The sequence below is a fragment of the Pseudomonas sp. HY2-MNA-CIBAN-0224 genome (genome assembly GCF_040310285.1).
GTDB classification, from domain to species: domain Bacteria; phylum Pseudomonadota; class Gammaproteobacteria; order Pseudomonadales; family Pseudomonadaceae; genus Aquipseudomonas; species Aquipseudomonas helleri.
Window position 1 is genome coordinate 1 of the sequence record NZ_JBEOPQ010000035.1, and the last position, 15075, is coordinate 15075.

Annotated in this window: 16 protein-coding genes; 2 read left to right on the top strand and 14 right to left on the bottom strand. The window is 59.0% G+C overall.

Annotated features, from left to right (window positions below; translation table 11 throughout):
• Positions 1 to 55 precede the first annotated feature (55 nt).
• Positions 56 to 730, bottom strand: a complete 675-nt coding sequence (locus AAEZ03_RS16080) for an NmrA family NAD(P)-binding protein (RefSeq protein ID WP_350579930.1) — start codon at positions 728 to 730, stop codon at positions 56 to 58.
• Positions 731 to 844: 114 nt separating this feature from the next.
• Between AAEZ03_RS16080 and AAEZ03_RS16085 the strand changes: the two genes are divergently transcribed.
• Positions 845 to 1747 carry a LysR family transcriptional regulator gene (locus AAEZ03_RS16085; protein WP_350579933.1) on the top strand — a complete coding sequence of 301 codons (903 nt, stop codon included), beginning with the start codon at positions 845 to 847 and terminating at the stop codon, positions 1745 to 1747.
• A gap of 110 nt (positions 1748 to 1857) precedes the next feature.
• A complete protein-coding gene (locus AAEZ03_RS16090) occupies positions 1858 to 2796 on the top strand; it encodes an RHS repeat-associated core domain-containing protein (protein WP_350579936.1) in 939 nt (312 codons plus the stop codon).
• Positions 2797 to 2941: 145 nt separating this feature from the next.
• Here the strand turns inward: AAEZ03_RS16090 and AAEZ03_RS16095 are convergent, their stop codons facing one another.
• From AAEZ03_RS16095 to flhF, 13 genes are all read right to left on the bottom strand, one after another.
• Positions 2942 to 3334, bottom strand: coding sequence for a DUF2802 domain-containing protein (locus AAEZ03_RS16095; RefSeq protein ID WP_048371360.1), 393 nt, complete (start codon positions 3332 to 3334; stop codon positions 2942 to 2944).
• Positions 3335 to 3814, bottom strand: a complete 480-nt coding sequence (locus AAEZ03_RS16100) for a chemotaxis protein CheW (RefSeq protein ID WP_350579938.1) — start codon at positions 3812 to 3814, stop codon at positions 3335 to 3337.
• 64 nt (positions 3815 to 3878) lie between these two features.
• On the bottom strand, positions 3879 to 4676 hold the full coding sequence (locus tag AAEZ03_RS16105) for a CheW domain-containing protein (RefSeq protein WP_350579940.1): 798 nt from the start codon (positions 4674 to 4676) through the stop codon (positions 3879 to 3881).
• Between the two features lie 84 nt (positions 4677 to 4760).
• The gene (locus AAEZ03_RS16110) at positions 4761 to 5549 is read right to left on the bottom strand and encodes a ParA family protein (protein ID WP_123752209.1); all 789 of its coding nucleotides are present in this window, start codon (positions 5547 to 5549) and stop codon (positions 4761 to 4763) included.
• A gap of 50 nt (positions 5550 to 5599) precedes the next feature.
• Complete coding sequence (gene motD / locus AAEZ03_RS16115; protein WP_048371370.1) at positions 5600 to 6490, bottom strand: flagellar motor protein MotD; 891 nt, start codon at positions 6488 to 6490, stop codon at positions 5600 to 5602.
• A gap of 2 nt (positions 6491 to 6492) precedes the next feature.
• Positions 6493 to 7233 carry a flagellar motor protein gene (locus AAEZ03_RS16120; RefSeq protein ID WP_350579943.1) on the bottom strand — a complete coding sequence of 247 codons (741 nt, stop codon included), beginning with the start codon at positions 7231 to 7233 and terminating at the stop codon, positions 6493 to 6495.
• Positions 7233 to 8363 carry a protein-glutamate methylesterase/protein-glutamine glutaminase gene (locus AAEZ03_RS16125; RefSeq protein ID WP_278938955.1) on the bottom strand — a complete coding sequence of 377 codons (1131 nt, stop codon included), beginning with the start codon at positions 8361 to 8363 and terminating at the stop codon, positions 7233 to 7235. The genes AAEZ03_RS16120 and AAEZ03_RS16125 overlap by 1 nt, the downstream gene beginning before the upstream one ends.
• Before the next feature lie 49 nt (positions 8364 to 8412).
• A complete protein-coding gene (locus tag AAEZ03_RS16130; protein WP_350579946.1) occupies positions 8413 to 10608 on the bottom strand; it encodes a chemotaxis protein CheA in 2196 nt (731 codons plus the stop codon).
• Between the two features lie 65 nt (positions 10609 to 10673).
• Positions 10674 to 11462 (bottom strand): protein phosphatase CheZ, encoded by a 789-nt coding sequence (locus tag AAEZ03_RS16135; protein WP_048371378.1) that lies wholly within the window; start codon positions 11460 to 11462, stop codon positions 10674 to 10676.
• A 20-nt stretch (positions 11463 to 11482) separates the two neighbouring features.
• On the bottom strand, positions 11483 to 11854 hold the full coding sequence (locus tag AAEZ03_RS16140) for a chemotaxis response regulator CheY (RefSeq protein ID WP_162207692.1): 372 nt from the start codon (positions 11852 to 11854) through the stop codon (positions 11483 to 11485).
• 208 nt (positions 11855 to 12062) lie between these two features.
• Positions 12063 to 12806 (bottom strand): RNA polymerase sigma factor FliA, encoded by a 744-nt coding sequence (gene fliA, locus AAEZ03_RS16145; protein ID WP_227024854.1) that lies wholly within the window; start codon positions 12804 to 12806, stop codon positions 12063 to 12065.
• Positions 12803 to 13633: a flagellar synthesis regulator FleN gene (gene fleN / locus AAEZ03_RS16150; RefSeq protein ID WP_048371384.1), complete on the bottom strand. Its 831-nt coding sequence runs from the start codon at positions 13631 to 13633 to the stop codon at positions 12803 to 12805. Before fleN ends, fliA begins: the two co-directional genes overlap by 4 nt.
• Positions 13634 to 13749: 116 nt before the next feature.
• A complete protein-coding gene (gene flhF, locus AAEZ03_RS16155; RefSeq protein ID WP_123752205.1) occupies positions 13750 to 15069 on the bottom strand; it encodes a flagellar biosynthesis GTPase FlhF in 1320 nt (439 codons plus the stop codon).
• Positions 15070 to 15075: the final 6 nt, after the last annotated feature.

Genomic DNA, 15075 nt, shown 5'->3' on the forward strand with positions numbered 1-15075 from the left:
AGCTGGGATGGAGGCTTGAAAAAGCTGGGTAGTTTTTTTGAATAAAAACAATGGGTTATTTTATGTTTGATAAGAGCAAGCGGGCGAAGGTCTCGGCAATCTGGTTCGGGGTAATACGCTGCGCGCCTTCCAGTTCAACAATGCGCTGCCCTTGCCAGGTCTCCTGCAACAACTCGGCAGCTACCCGCCCCACGTCCGCCGTGGCAATCATGGGCACCGGCTTGTCCAACGGCTGCAAAAAGCTTGGGATCAACCCGCTCTCAATCGCCGGGGCGACATCCCACAAGGCGTTTTCCATAAACCAGCCGGGGCGCAGAAACGTCACCGGCATGGCCAATGACCTCAAGGCCTGTTCAAGCAGTTGCAACTGGTTCAGCAGGTTGGGCTGTGTGGCCTGAGCGCCGATGGTTGACAGGCAAACCACCTTGCCCGGCCGGGCGCATTGCAGTGCCTGGCGAATGTTGTCGACCAACACCCGCGCCTCAGGGAATCCCGGCGAAGGATCGAAGTTAGACGGCAACATGATGAACACCCCGTCGACACCGCTAAACGCCTGCGTCATGGCCTGGGCATCGTCGACTTCTGCCAGCGCCAGCTCACAACTCAATTGGGCCCAAGGCAGCCCTTTTTCGGCACTGCGCACCACCGCCCGCACCGGCTGACCGGCACCGAGCAATGCCCGCGCGACAGCGCCACCCACTTTCCCGGTAATGCCTGTGACTGCGTACATATGTGCCTCTCCTCAACTCAAACAACGGCTGTTGTGTTGGCAGAAATTATCCAGCGCAGACACCTGATTCTTCGATAGCATCAGTGTCATTGCATACGTGACAGGTAATCACTAATGAGCTTTGATCCGGGTTTGGCCAGCGGCATGGGCGTGTTGAGCGCGGTGGTCGACAGCGGCAGTTTTGCCAAGGCCGCCGACCGGCTGGACATGACGCCTTCCGGGGTGAGCCGGGCGATTTCGCGGCTGGAGAAACGCTTGGGCATTCGCCTGTTCGACCGCACCACGCGCTCGGTGCAATTGACCGATGAAGGGTGGCGCTTTTATCAGGAAGTCGCCCCGCTGCTGGCCGGGCTTGAAGACGCGGCCAATTCGGCGGCTGACAGCGCGCTGACCGTACGCGGGCGCTTGCGGGTCAATATCGACCCGTATTTCTCAAGGCTGGTACTGGGCCCGGTATTGGGCGAGTTCATGCGCCGCCACCCGCAATTGCAGTTGGACTTGCACACCAAGGACCAACTGGGCGATCTGGTGGCAGACGGCTTTGATCTGGCCATTCGCTTTGGCCACCCGCAGTCGTCTTCGCTGGTGGCGCGCAAGCTCATGGAGGTGCGTGTACTGACCGTCGCTGCACCCGCGTATTTTCAGCGTTACGGGCGCCCTGCCATACCGCAGGACCTTGAACACGGCCAGCATGTGTGCATCGACTTTCGCGACACGCAGACCGGGCGGCCGTTTGCATGGGAGTTTCATCGCGACGGGCACATACTCATCGTGCCCACCAATGGCCGGTTGATCATCAACGACGCCAGCACTTTGTACAGCGTGTGCGAGCACGGTCACGCGGTGGCGCAAATGCTCGATCTGGGGCTGGCGCCCGCGCTCAAGGACGGGCGCCTGGTAGACGTATTCCCCGACTGGCCCGATGAGCGTTTTCCGCTGTACGCGTTCTACCCGTCGCGGCATTTACCGGCGGCTAAAGTGCGGGCGTTTCTGGAGTTTGTGCAGGGGTTGTGTTGAGTTCACGTCGCAGACAATGACCATGATCTACCTGTCAGTTCTGCTAGTAGACAACGCCATTCATACAACCGATTCTGCGATCTTGAACTTACCTGACAGGAGTTCCGGGCATGGCCGCTATGTATCGTTATGATCCGCTGGATCGATTGATGAGTTGTTTGTCAGACACGCAAGCCAGCGGACAACGCTTTTATTGCGCCAATAAACTTGTGACAGACATTCAAGGACCGGCCAGTTATTCGCTGTTCCAATACGACAAAAACAGCTTGGCACAGTTTCGCCAACAAGGACCTCAACGGGAAAATATTCTATTAGCCAATGACCCACAAGGTTCGGTGACTCAAGCAATAACAGAAACGCAGTTTAATACCCTTACTTATACCATTTACGGATATCAGTCCGATCACAGCGGGTTCGTCAGTCTATTAGGTTTTAATGGCGAGCGTTGCGAGTCGTTGACCGGACATTATTTATTGGGCAATGGCACTCGCGCTTTCAATCCCGTACTGATGAGATTCAATAGCCCTGACCCCATGAGCCCCTTTGCGGGAGGAGGCATAAATGCTTATGCCTATTGTAAAAACGACCCCATTAACTGGCGTGATCCGTCGGGCAACATTCCCATAAAGACAATAGTTTCCTCAGTCTCTAAAACTCGAAGATCCAGGTCCGCAATGACTGCATTTCAGCGCACAAAACTACGACTTGCGGAAAATCTACGTAATCATCAAAAAAAACTTGATTATGATCTCGCCGTCGCCGCTGAGAAACGGGGTGAATTTATAGGTCGCGTCTCAATCCATGACACTCTGTCTTCTCCCACTGATATCGATAATGCTTACAAGCTTGCTAAAAAAGAGTACAAGTTTAATAAAATACCCTCACCCAATATAACTCCAGATTACTTCTCCGACCCTCTCGGCGGCCCTCTCGCAGTCGACACCTCCGCATTTGACGCTACCCACATTTATTTCAAAAAACAAAAAAAAAGAATTATTAAAAATACCCAGCGACAAAAGAAGCGAAAGACAAAGCAACGATTTAAATAATTCAAGACTCAGCTTAAAACTCAACAGAATGAACCGGCTTATACATATTCACAAATCGCTTAATAAAAACATCCGAAATTCCTGAATATTCACTCTAAAAAAACAATGCTGTATCAATACGCTGCCGAGCAAGAAGCAGCCTTTCTCACCCCTTGTGCATCTTGCTCATCAACTCGGCCTCGGCCTGGGTCAGGCCGCAGGACTGGGTCAGTTCGTCAACGCTGGCACCCATGCCGACCAGACGCGCGGCCTGGTCGAAGGACAGGCTGGTGGGGTCGCGTTGTTCAAGGCGGGTGAGTTTTTCTGGCAAGGGGGCCACCACCGAGCGCATTTCGTGCAGCTCTTCGCCCATTTGCACGTTGCCGTTCTGGTAGGTGTCCAGGCGGCGGCTGAGCTCCTTGAGGCGGCGGTCGCGGCGGGCGTCGGCCTCGGCCTGCTGCACGGCGGCCACGCGCTGTTTGCGCACGTAGAGCACAAACGCACACAGGCTCGCGGCCCACAGCAGGGCCAGCACGATTACCGCCACCTCAAGGATCAATCAGATGTTCTCCAGGTCTGACCACTCTTCTTCGGTCATCATTTTGTCCAGCTCAACCAGAATCAGCAACTCGCCGTTCTTGTTGCACACGCCTTGAATGAACTTGGCCGACTCGTCGTTGCCCACGTTCGGCGCCGTTTCGATTTCAGACTGACGCAGATACACCACTTCCGCCACGCTGTCGACCAGAATGCCCACCACTTGCTTGTCGGCTTCGATGATGACGATACGTGAGTTGTCGGTGATATCAGCGTTGTACAAACCAAAACGCTGGCGGGTGTCGATAACAGTCACCACATTGCCGCGCAGGTTGATGATGCCCAGCACGTAGGCTGGCGCACCCGGCACCGGGGCAATTTCGGTGTAGCGCAGCACTTCCTGCACCTGCATGACGTTGATGCCGTAGGTCTCGTTGTCCAGCTTGAAGGTGACCCATTGCAGGATCGGATCATCGGAACCCTGTGCGGCTGATTGCTTCATACCCCAAACCCCTGACTAAAAACTTAACGGTGTGTGTTGTCTAACCGCGCTCAAGCCCGGTCATTTATGTGTCTGCCTGATGGCGGGTCGCGCCGCTGGCGATCAAGTCGGCAAGTTCTGCCACGTCCAGCAACGCGCACATGTGTTCGATCACGGTGCCCGCCAACCACGGACGTTGCCCGCGCTGCGAACGCCATTTGATCTGGTTGGGGTCCAGGCGCAATGAACGGCTGACCTGATGCACCGCCAGCCCCCATTCATAGCCCTGAACCGAAATAACGTATTGCAGCCCTTCTCGAAAATCGTCGCGGTAACGCTCCGGCATCACCCAGCGCGCCGTGTCGAGCACATTAAGCTTGCCGCTCTGGCTTGGCAGAATCCCCAAAAACCAGTCAGGTTGACCAAACAGCGGGGTCAACTCGCGATTGTGCAACGCGTAAATCGACCCCAGGCACACCAGCGGCACCGCCAGGGTCAGCCCAGCGACATCGAACAGCAGGCATTCAAACGGCTCGCTGGCCCACGCCGGGCGACCATCGTCCTGCACCGGCAAGCGGGTGCCGGTTGCGTTCGGCCGCTGCACGTCGAGCAGCGGTGGCGCCATTAAGTCGGCATTCGGCAGCACCTCTGACAGCGGCACCGGCACCGCCAGTTCCTGCACAGGCTCTTGGGGCGCCAGGCGGGCATCACGGACTTGCTCTTCCAGCACCGCAGCGGCGAATTCGTCCAGCGCCTCGGGCTCGGCCGTCAGTACAGGCTCCGGCGCTTGCAGTGCCTCTTCGGTTGCATCAAACAGCAAATTGTCCAGGTAAGCCTGCAAGGCCACTTGCGGGCTTGTAGACAGCGCGACCGGTTGCTTCATCAGGTGCCTCACTCAACCTTGGCGCGACCATGACCTCTAGGGGTTATCGGCCACGTCATGCAGATACTTGAATGCACGCCCAGCTCACACCGGCTGCGGTGTGAGTTGCTGGGTCAACATGTGTTTGAGCAACGCGCGATACGCAATCGCACCCCGGCTTTTGCCGTCGAACTGCGAGGGCGTGAGCCCGGCCCGGCTGGCGTCACGCAGACGCGTATCGACCGGGATAAAGCCCTGCCACAGGGTTTCGGGGTGTGAATCACGCAGTACCCGCAAGGTGCTCATGGAGGCCTGGGTGCGGCGGTCAAACAGGGTCGGCACGATGCAGAACGGCAACGCCTGTTTGCGCGAACGGTTGATCATCGCCAGGGTGTTGACCATGCGCTCCAGGCCCATCAGGGCCAAGTGCTCGGTTTGCACCGGGATGATCAACTGCTGGCTGGCCGCCAATGCATTGACCATCAGCACGCCGAGCAAGGGCGGGCTGTCGATGATCGCGTAGTCGTAGTCCTGCCACAGTTGCGCCAGGGCACGGGCGATCACCAGGCCCAGGCCACTCTGGCCCGGCGATTGGCGCTCAAGCGTGGCCAGCGCGGTGCTGGCCGGCAACAAGGCAATCTGCTCGTTGCTGGTGGGCAACAGCAGTTGCGCGGTCAGGCCGTCGGGCACCAGCCCCTTGTGCAAGAACAGATCGTAATTGCTGTGCTCAAGGGCGTCCGGGTCATAACCGAAATAACTGGTCATGGAGCCATGCGGGTCGAGATCGACCACGACCACGCGCTTGCCCGCCTCAGCCAGCAAACCCGCCAGGGCGATGGAGGTGGTGGTCTTGCCGACCCCACCTTTTTGATTAGCTACAGTCCAGACTCTCATTCAGTTATTCCTCCCGGTTGCACGCGTGCCGACCGAGAATTGCCATGCACTTATAGGGACGGTGACGGGGAATTGACGGCATTCCCTCGAACCAGCGGCGTTGATCGTGGCGGTGCAGTTTGTGTGCCAGCACGCTTCAAGGCGGCATCTGGCGTGACGTTGGCGGCGCCGCTGCTGGTCAAACTGCGACGCACTTCCAGGTTACGTGACACCACGAGCACCACGCGACGGTTGAGCGCACGCCCTTCAGGCGTTGCGTTATTGGCCACCGGCTGAAACTCGGCGTAGCCCACCGACGCCATGCGCCCCGGGTCTACGCCTTGCATCGCCAGCATGCGCACAATGCTCGCCGAGCGCGCTGACGACAGTTCCCAGTTGGTGGGATATTGCGCAGTACGAATCGGCAAGTTATCGGTAAAGCCTTCGACGTGAATCGGGTTATCGAAGGGTTTGAGGATCGCCGCCACCTTGTCGATGATGCTGAACGCCAGGTCATTGGGCATCGCATCGCCACTGCCAAACAACAGGCTGGAGTTGAGTTCGATCTCGACCCACAGCTCGTTGCCACGCACGGTGAGCTGGTGTGAGGCAATCAAGTCGCCAAAGGCCTGGGTGATGTCATTGGCGATGGTTTTCAGCGGATCGTCCTGGGCCTGGCCCAACCCCGCGTCAGTGTTTTCGCTGTCTTTGATCAGCGGCTCGGCCGGTTTGGTGGTCAGTGGGCGCTCTTCGCCCACCGGGATCGGCTTGACGCTGCGCTCGGTGTCATTGAACACCCCCACCAGCGCCTGCGAGATCACTTTGTACTTGCCTTCGTTAATCGACGAGATCGAGTACATCACCACAAAAAAGGCAAACAGCAAGGTGATGAAGTCTGCGTAGGACACCAGCCAGCGTTCATGATTGACGTGCTCTTCAGCAGCGCGGCGGCGTCGGCTCATCGTTACCCCGTAAACCCTTGGAGTTTGAGTTCGATGGCCCGCGGGTTCTCGCCCTCGGCAATCGACAGGATGCCTTCGAGCAACATCTCGCGGTACAAGGACTGGCGCAGCGCAATGGCCTTGAGCTTGCTGGCCATGGGCAGCAACACCAGGTTGGCGCTGGCCACCCCGTAAATGGTCGCCACAAACGCCACGGCAATGCCGCTGCCCAACTGCGTCGGGTCGGCCAGGTTGCCCATCACATGGATCAAGCCCATCACCGCGCCAATGATGCCGATGGTCGGCGCATAACCGCCCATGCACTCAAACACTTTGGCGGCCTCAATGTCGCGGGTTTCCTGGGTCATGTAGTCGACCTCCAGCACGCTGCGAATGGCTTCGGGTTCAACCCCGTCCACCAGCAGTTGCAGGCCTTTGCGCGAATAGCTGTCGGGCTCGGAGTCGGCCATGCCTTCAAGGCCCAGCAAGCCTTCCTTGCGCGCCGTGAGGCTCCAGTTGACGACGCGGTTGATGCCGCCCGCCATGTCGATCTGCGGCGGGAAGAAAATCCAGCCCACGGTCTGGATCGCCCGCTTGAAGGCGCTCATGGGCGACTGCAACAGTGCGGCGCCAATGGTGCCGCCCAAAACGATGAGTGCCGCCGGGCCATTGGCCAGCGCGCCCAAGTGCCCGCCTTCGAGGTAATTGCCACCGATAATCGCGACAAAGGCCATGATGATGCCGATCAGGCTGAGCACGTCCATCAGTGACACGCCTCAACCAAGTGGCGGCCCATGTCATCAAGGCTGTACACCGCGTCAGCGAGGTTGGCCTTAACGATGGCCATCGGCATGCCGTAAATCACACAGCTGGCTTCGTCTTGCGCCCACACCTGGCTGCCGCCCTGCTTGAGCAGGCGTGCGCCTTCACGGCCGTCCGCGCCCATGCCGGTCAAGACCACCGCCAAAACTTTGTCACCGTAGGTTTTGGCCGCAGAGCCAAAGGTGATGTCGACACTGGGCTTGTAGTTCAGGCGCTCATCACCCGGCAGAATCCGTACCGTGCCGCGACCGTCGATCATCATTTGTTTGCCGCCCGGTGCCAGCAAGGCCAGCCCTGGGCGCAAGGTGTCACCGTCTTCGGCCTCCTTGACGCTGATGCGGCACAGCTTGTCCAGACGCTCGGCAAAGGCTTTGGTGAACGCCGCCGGCATGTGCTGCACCAGCACAATGGGCGCCGGGAAATTGCCCGGCAACTGGGTCAATACCCGCTGCAACGCGACCGGGCCACCGGTTGACGTGCCAATGGCCACCAACTTGTAAGGCTTGCGCTTGGGGGCAGACGAATGGGCGGCCGGGGCTGGCGCCGCACGGCTGGCAATCGGTGTGGTGCGGGTCGGCGCAGGTGCAGGCGTAGGCGCCCCAGCCAGCGGCGCACGGCTCACAGGTGCCGGGGCGGCAACGGGCGGCGGCGCGCTGTAACTGGACAGGCGCCGGTTACTGCGCGAAATGGTATGGACCTTTTCACACAGCAGCTGTTTGACCTTGTCGGGGTTGCGCGAGATGTCTTCGAAATTTTTCGGCAGGAAGTCCACGGCCCCGGCGTCCAGCGCATCGAGGGTCACGCGCGCGCCTTCATGGGTCAGCGACGAGAACATCAAGACCGGTGTCGGGCAGCGCTGCATGATGTGGCGCACCGCCGTGATGCCGTCCATCATCGGCATTTCGTAGTCCATGGTGATCACGTCGGGCTTGAGCGCCAACGCCTGATCAATTGCTTCCTTGCCATTGGTGGCGGTACCGATCACTTTAATCGTCGGGTCAGCCGACAGAATTTCCGACACACGACGGCGGAAAAACCCAGAATCGTCCACCACCAGGACCTTGACTACCATAAACACTCCGTTAGGCGGCAGGGCACGCTGGCGCGCCCTGCTACGAGAATCAAATACGCCGCGAGGCGTAGTGCTTGAGCATGCTCGGCACATCCAGGATCAAGGCAATGCGACCGTCACCGGTAATGGTGGCGCCCGACATGCCCGGCGTGCCCTGAAGCATTTTGCCCAACGGTTTGATCACCACTTCTTCCTGGCCCACCAGTTGATCGACCACAAAGCCGATGCGCTGGGTGCCAATCGAGATAATCACCACATGCCCTTCGCGTTGCTCTTCATGGGCGGCCGAGGCCACCAGCCAGCGCTTGAGGTAGAACAGCGGCAACGCTTTGTCGCGCACGATCACCACTTCCTGGCCGTCGACCACGTTGGTGCGTGACAGGTCGAGGTGGAAAATTTCGTTGACGTTGACCAGGGGGAAGGCAAATGCCTGATTGCCCAGCATGACCATCAGGGTCGGCATGATCGCCAAGGTCAGCGGTACCTTGATGACGATTTTGGAGCCCTTGCCCAAGGTCGACTCAATGGCCAGCGAGCCATTGAGCTGGGCGATTTTGGTTTTCACCACGTCCATGCCCACGCCACGGCCCGACACGTCAGAAATCTCGGTCTTGGTCGAAAAGCCCGGGGCAAAGATCAGGTTGTAGCAGTCGTTTTCGCTGAGGCGATCGGCGGCGTCCTTGTCCATCAGGCCTTTTTTGACAGCGATGGCGCGCAGCACATTGGCGTCCATGCCTTTGCCGTCGTCAGAGATCGACAGCAAGATATGGTCGCCTTCCTGTTCGGCCGACAGCACCACCCGCCCGCACCGCGACTTGCCCGCCGCTTCACGCTCTTCGGGGGTTTCACAGCCGTGGTCAACCGCGTTGCGCACCAAGTGCACCAACGGGTCGGCCAGCGCCTCCACGAGGTTTTTGTCGAGGTCGGTGTCTTCGCCCACCAGTTCCAGGCTGATTTCTTTTTTCAGTTGACGGGCCAAATCGCGAACCAGACGCGGGAAGCGGCCGAAGACTTTCTTGATCGGCTGCATGCGGGTCTTCATGACCGAGGTTTGCAGGTCTGCGGTAACCACGTCGAGGTTGGACAGCGCCTTGGCCATGGCTTCGTCATGAATGTTCAGGCCCAGGCGCACCAGGCGGTTACGCACCAGCACCAGCTCGCCAACCATGTTCATAATTTCGTCGAGCCGCGCGGTGTCTACCCGCACCGTGGTTTCGGCCTCGCTGGCCACCGGTTTTTCCTGCGGTGCAGGCGCCGCCCGGGCGGGCGCCGGGCGCGGGGCGGCAGGCTTGGCTTCGACCTTGTTGGCGACTGAGGCTGCTACTGCACTGACCGTCGCGGCAACCGCTGGGCTTTCGGCCGAAAACTGGCCTTTGCCATGCAACTCGTCGAGCAGCGCTTCAAATTCTTGATCGGTGATGTGGGCTGCCGGGGTGTCCGCGACGGGTTCAGCCGCGACGTCAGCAGGGGCAGCGGCGACAGCCTCAAGGGCGTCTGCGCTGAACGAGCCTTTGCCATGCAACTGATCCAGCAGCGCTTCGAATTCATCGTCGGTGATTTCATTGCTGGCCGCAGCAGACGCTGCCGGGGCAACAGCAGCAGGCGCGGTCACTGCGTTCGCAGAGAACTGGCCTTTGCCGTGCAACTGATCGAGCAATGACTCAAACTCGGCGTCGCTGATTTCGTCACTCAGGGTCGCGTCTTCAGGGGCTTGTTCGACAAGCGCCGCATCCGCTTTGACCGCATTCAGCGAGTCGAGCAGTTGTTCAAATTCGTTATCGGTAATGTCGCCGGCGGTGTCGTTAGACACGGTCTCGACCACCGCAGCCGGCGCTTCGACCGCTGCCGGCGCGGCGGCAGGCTCGGCCAAACGCGCCAACGCGGCCAGCAACTCGGGGCTGGCGGCGGTGATCGGGCTACGCTCGCGCACTTGGGCAAACATCCCGTTGACGGCGTCCAGGGCTTCAAGCACCACGTCCATCAATTCCGCGTCGACGCTTCGCTCACCCTTGCGCAGGATGTCGAACACGTTCTCGGCGATGTGGCAGCACTCCACCAACTCATTGAGCTGCAGGAAGCCGGCGCCTCCTTTTACAGTGTGAAAACCGCGAAAAATAGCATTGAGCAAGTCTGCATCATCCGGTCGGCTTTCCAGCTCGACCAGTTGTTCGGACAGCAACTCTAAAATTTCGCCGGCCTCAACCAAAAAATCCTGAAGGATTTCTTCATCGGCGCCGAAGCTCATGTGTGTGCTCCTTGAAGGAGGACCTTTCAGCGCCGGACAACAGCGCCCGCACGCCTACTCAAGACCTAGAAACCTAAACTGGACAGCAAATCGTCTACATCATCCTGGCCGGATACGACGTCACTACGCTTATCGGCATGAATCTGCGGACCTTCACCCTTCGTCAGGTTTTTTTGCGAATTATTTTCAGCACGCAGCGCTTCGTGGTCATGTTCGATCCCGGCAAAGCGATCGACCTGGCTGGCCATGAGCACCAACTTGAGCAAGTTCTGCTCGACGTCGGTGACCAACTGCGTGACCCGCTTGATCACCTGACCGGTCAGGTCCTGGTAATCCTGGGCCAGCAGAATGTCAGTCAGATTACTGGAGACGATCTGCTGCTCAGCTTCGCTGCGCGTCAAAAAACTGTCTACCCGACGTGCCAGCTCGCGAAACTCTTGCGCACCGACTTCGCGGCGCATAAAACGCCCCCAGTCCGCGCTCAAAGCTTTGGCTTCCTGGCCAAGGCCATTGACCAGCGGCGTGCAGTTCTCGACCAGATCCATGGTCCGGTTAGCGGCGGCTTCCGTCAGCTTCACAACATAAGCCAAGCGCTCGGTCGCATCCGTGATCTGCGACACTTCTTCGGCGCGCGGCATGGTCGGATCAATGTGAAAATCGACAATCGCGCTATGCAATTCACGCGTCAGCTTGCCGACTTCACGGTAAAGGCCACGATCGCGGGTCTGGTTCAGTTCATGAATCAGTTGTACCGCGTCGCCGAACTGGCCTTTTTCAAGGCTTTCAACCAGCTCTTGAGCATGTTTTTTCAGGGTCGATTCAAACTCGCCCACTGTTGATTCCTGCCGCTCCATAGTGCCCCCCGGGGAACCGTTCAACCGATGCGTTCAAAGATCTTTTCGATCTTGTCCTTGAGGGCGATGGCGGTGAATGGCTTGACCACATAACCGTTCACACCGGCTTGGGCAGCCTCGATGATCTGCTCGCGCTTGGCTTCGGCGGTGACCATCAAGACCGGCAAGTGCTTGAGTTTTTCGTCGGCACGCACATGGCGCAGCAAGTCGATACCGGTCATGCCGGGCATGTTCCAGTCGGTGACCAGAAAGTCGATATGCCCCAGATTGAGAATCGGAATCGCCGTGGTGCCGTCATCCGCCTCGACCGTGTTGGTGAACCCGAGATCACGCAACAGGTTTTTAATGATCCGCCTCATCGTTGAAAAATCATCAACGATGAGGATTTTCATGTCTTTGTTCAAGTCGACCTCCAGCAGTCTTAAACGCGATCTGTTTCTTAACGCGTCATTTCAATCAATTCGGTGCATTAACAATCGATAACCCTGTAGCCGCTGCCGCAGGCTGCGATGGGTTGCGCAGCGACCCTGCCTCGTAGAAGCGAAGGTCCTTCGGCCCTTATCGCAGCCTGCGGCAGCGGCTACAGGATTTGCGTATGCCTTAATGCGCTCGCCACTGCCCCAGGCGTGCGCGCAAACGGGCGGCGCACTGGCTGTGCAACTGGCTGACACGCGACTCGCTGACCCCCAGCACCTCACCGATTTCCTTGAGGTTGAGCTCTTCGTCGTAGTACAGCGCCAACACCAGCCGCTCACGCTCGGGCAACAAGCTGATGGCCTCGGCCAGCGCGGCCTGAAAACGCTCGTCTTCGAGGTCGCGCGACGGCTCAAGGTGCGCGCTGGCGCCATCTTCATGCAGCCCCTCGTGCTCGCCGTCCTGCAACAGGTCGTCGAAGCTGAACAGACGACTGCCCAGGGTGTCGTTCAAGATGGCGTAATAATCATCAAGGCTTAACTGGAGTTCGGCCGCAACCTCGTGATCTTTAGCGTCACAGCCGGTTTTTGCTTCAATAACGCGAATTGCGTCACTGACCATGCGCGTATTGCGGTGCACCGAGCGTGGCGCCCAGTCACCCTTGCGCACTTCATCGAGCATGGCACCGCGAATGCGAATGCCGGCGTAGGTCTCAAAACTCGCGCCCTTGGTGGCGTCGTACTTGCTCGAAACCTCGAGCAAGCCGATCATCCCGGCCTGAATCAGGTCGTCCACTTGCACGCTGGCAGGCAAACGCGCCAACAGGTGATAAGCGATGCGTTTGACCAACGGCGCATAGCGCTCGATCAGCTCATATTGGCTGTCACGTGACGGCTTGCTGTACATGCGATAGCCGCTGGCAGTCATCAGACTCGTCCTCCACCTGCTTGCTGTACCAAACGTTCGACAAAGAACTCCAGGTGGCCACGGGGGTTAGCCGGCAACGGCCAGGTATCGACCTTTTGCGCGATAGCCTTGAACGCCAGGGAGCACTTGGAACGCGGGAATGCTTCGTACACGGCGCGCTGCTTTTGCACGGCCTTGCGCACGCACTCGTCGTACGGCACGGCGCCCACATATTGCAGGGCAACGTCAAGAAAACGGTCAGTCACTTTGGTCAGCTTGGCGAACAGGTTGCGCCCTTCTTGCGGGCTCTGGACCATGTTCGCCAACACCCGAAAACGGTTCATGCCGTAGTCGCGGTTAAGCAGTTTGATCAACGCGTAGGCGTCGGTGATGGAGGTCGGCTCGTCACACACCACCAGCAAAACCTCCTGGGCGGCACGGACAAAACTGACCACTGACTCACCGATCCCGGCGGCGGTATCAATCACCAGCACATCGAGGTTGTCGCTCAGGTCACTGAACGCCTGAATCAGACCGGCGTGTTGCGCAGGGCTCAACTGCACCATGCTCTGGGCGCCAGACGCGGCGGGCACGATACGAATCCCGCCGGGGCCCAGGAGCAATACATCACGCAGCTCGCAGCGACCCTCGACCACATCTGCCAAGGTAAATTTCGGTGTCAGCCCCAACAGGACATCAACATTCGCCAATCCGAGATCGGCGTCCATCAACATGACGCGCCTGCCCAGTTCGGCCAGCGCGATGGACAAATTGACTGACACGTTAGTTTTACCGACGCCACCCTTGCCGCCGGTCACTGCGATCACCTGTACGGGATGCATGCTGCCCATGATCTTTTTTTACCTTGTCTTACTTAGACGCGGCTACAGAGAGTGCTGCGTGTTCCCCCAGGAACAACACTGTGCAGACCTTCAATGTAGGTACATTGCAACGTTTCATCTTTAACCTAGCCAACCCGTTTGGGCGGGCTGTGGTAAATGTCAGCGAACATATCGGCCATGGCTTCTTCGCTGGGTTCTTCCTGCATTTGCACACTCACCGCCCGGCTCACCAATTGGTGGCGGCGCGGCAAGTGCAGATCGTCCGGGATCCGTGGGCCGTCCGTGAGGTACGCCACGGGCAAGTCATTGCTGATCGCCAGGCTCAGTACTTCGCCAAGGCTGGCGGTTTCATCCAGCTTGGTCAGAATGCAACCGGCCAGCCCGCAGCGCTTGTAGCTCAGGTACGCGGCAGACAGCACCTGCTTCTGGCTGGTGGTGGCGAGGACCAGATAATTGCGCGCCTTGATCCCGCGCCCGGCGAGGCTGTCCAGTTGCAGGCGCAACGCCGGGTCACTGGCTTGCAGCCCGGCGGTGTCGACCAGCACCACGCGCTTGCGCGCCAGCGGCTCAAGGGTTTGGCCCAATGACTGGCCGGGGGCCACGTGGGTCACCGGCACGTTGAGAATGCGCCCCAGGGTTTTAAGCTGCTCCTGGGCGCCGATACGAAAGCTGTCCATGCTCACCAATGCAATATTTTGCGCGCCGTACTTGAGCACATAACGTGCCGCCAGCTTGGCCAGCGTTGTGGTTTTACCCATGCCTGCAGGACCGACCATTGCGATCACACCGCCCTCTTCCAGCGGCTCCAGTTCAGGGGTGGTAATCATCCGCGCCAGGTGCGCCAACAGCATGCGCCAGGCCTGACGCGGCTCTTCAATCTCGGTCACCTGGGTCAACAAACTATGGGACAACGGACCGGACAAGCCGATGCGCTGCAAACGCCGCCACAAATTGGCCTGTTCAGGCCTTGAGCCTTGCAACTGGTTCCAGGCCAGCGAGCCCAGCTGCACTTCGAGCAACTCGCGCAGGCCGTTCAGCTCATTGCGCATGTCGTCAAAAATCCGCTGGTCAATCGATGGCGCCGGTGCAGGTGCAGGCTGTGGCCGCGACGGTTCGTCAAAGCGCGGCTCAATCAACGGTTCTGCGGCGGTCAGCGGCAAGCCGGCAAACAACTGGCGGCTGGCATCCGTGTCGCCTTCTGCGCGCAAGCTCAACTCGGCCTGAGCCGAGACAATCTTGGACTGGGTCTTGCGCAGTTCTTCTTCCAGCTCAACGTTCGGCACCCGAGGTGCCAGCGCGGACAGCTTGTAGTCCAGCGCTGCGGTCAACTCAACACCGCCGGCGATCCGGCGATTGCCAATAATGGCGGCATCCGCGCCCAATTCATCACGAATGAGTTTCATGGCCTGACGCATGTCGGCGGCGAAAAATCGCTTCACTTGCATAGATCA

Coding starts and splice junctions, on each gene's coding strand:
- AAEZ03_RS16080 (WP_350579930.1), bottom strand. CDS start 730: ATGTACGCAGTCACAGGCATTACCGGGAAAGTGGGTGGCGCTGTCGCG.
- AAEZ03_RS16085 (WP_350579933.1), top strand. CDS start 845: ATGAGCTTTGATCCGGGTTTGGCCAGCGGCATGGGCGTGTTGAGCGCG.
- AAEZ03_RS16090 (WP_350579936.1), top strand. CDS start 1,858: ATGGCCGCTATGTATCGTTATGATCCGCTGGATCGATTGATGAGTTGT.
- AAEZ03_RS16100 (WP_350579938.1), bottom strand. CDS start 3,814: ATGAAGCAATCAGCCGCACAGGGTTCCGATGATCCGATCCTGCAATGG.
- AAEZ03_RS16105 (WP_350579940.1), bottom strand. CDS start 4,676: ATGAAGCAACCGGTCGCGCTGTCTACAAGCCCGCAAGTGGCCTTGCAG.
- AAEZ03_RS16110 (WP_123752209.1), bottom strand. CDS start 5,549: ATGAGAGTCTGGACTGTAGCTAATCAAAAAGGTGGGGTCGGCAAGACC.
- motD (WP_048371370.1), bottom strand. CDS start 6,490: ATGAGCCGACGCCGCCGCGCTGCTGAAGAGCACGTCAATCATGAACGC.
- AAEZ03_RS16120 (WP_350579943.1), bottom strand. CDS start 7,233: ATGGACGTGCTCAGCCTGATCGGCATCATCATGGCCTTTGTCGCGATT.
- AAEZ03_RS16125 (WP_278938955.1), bottom strand. CDS start 8,363: ATGGTAGTCAAGGTCCTGGTGGTGGACGATTCTGGGTTTTTCCGCCGT.
- AAEZ03_RS16130 (WP_350579946.1), bottom strand. CDS start 10,608: ATGAGCTTCGGCGCCGATGAAGAAATCCTTCAGGATTTTTTGGTTGAG.
- AAEZ03_RS16135 (WP_048371378.1), bottom strand. CDS start 11,462: ATGGAGCGGCAGGAATCAACAGTGGGCGAGTTTGAATCGACCCTGAAA.
- AAEZ03_RS16140 (WP_162207692.1), bottom strand. CDS start 11,854: ATGAAAATCCTCATCGTTGATGATTTTTCAACGATGAGGCGGATCATT.
- fleN (WP_048371384.1), bottom strand. CDS start 13,633: ATGGGCAGCATGCATCCCGTACAGGTGATCGCAGTGACCGGCGGCAAG.
- flhF (WP_123752205.1), bottom strand. CDS start 15,069: ATGCAAGTGAAGCGATTTTTCGCCGCCGACATGCGTCAGGCCATGAAA.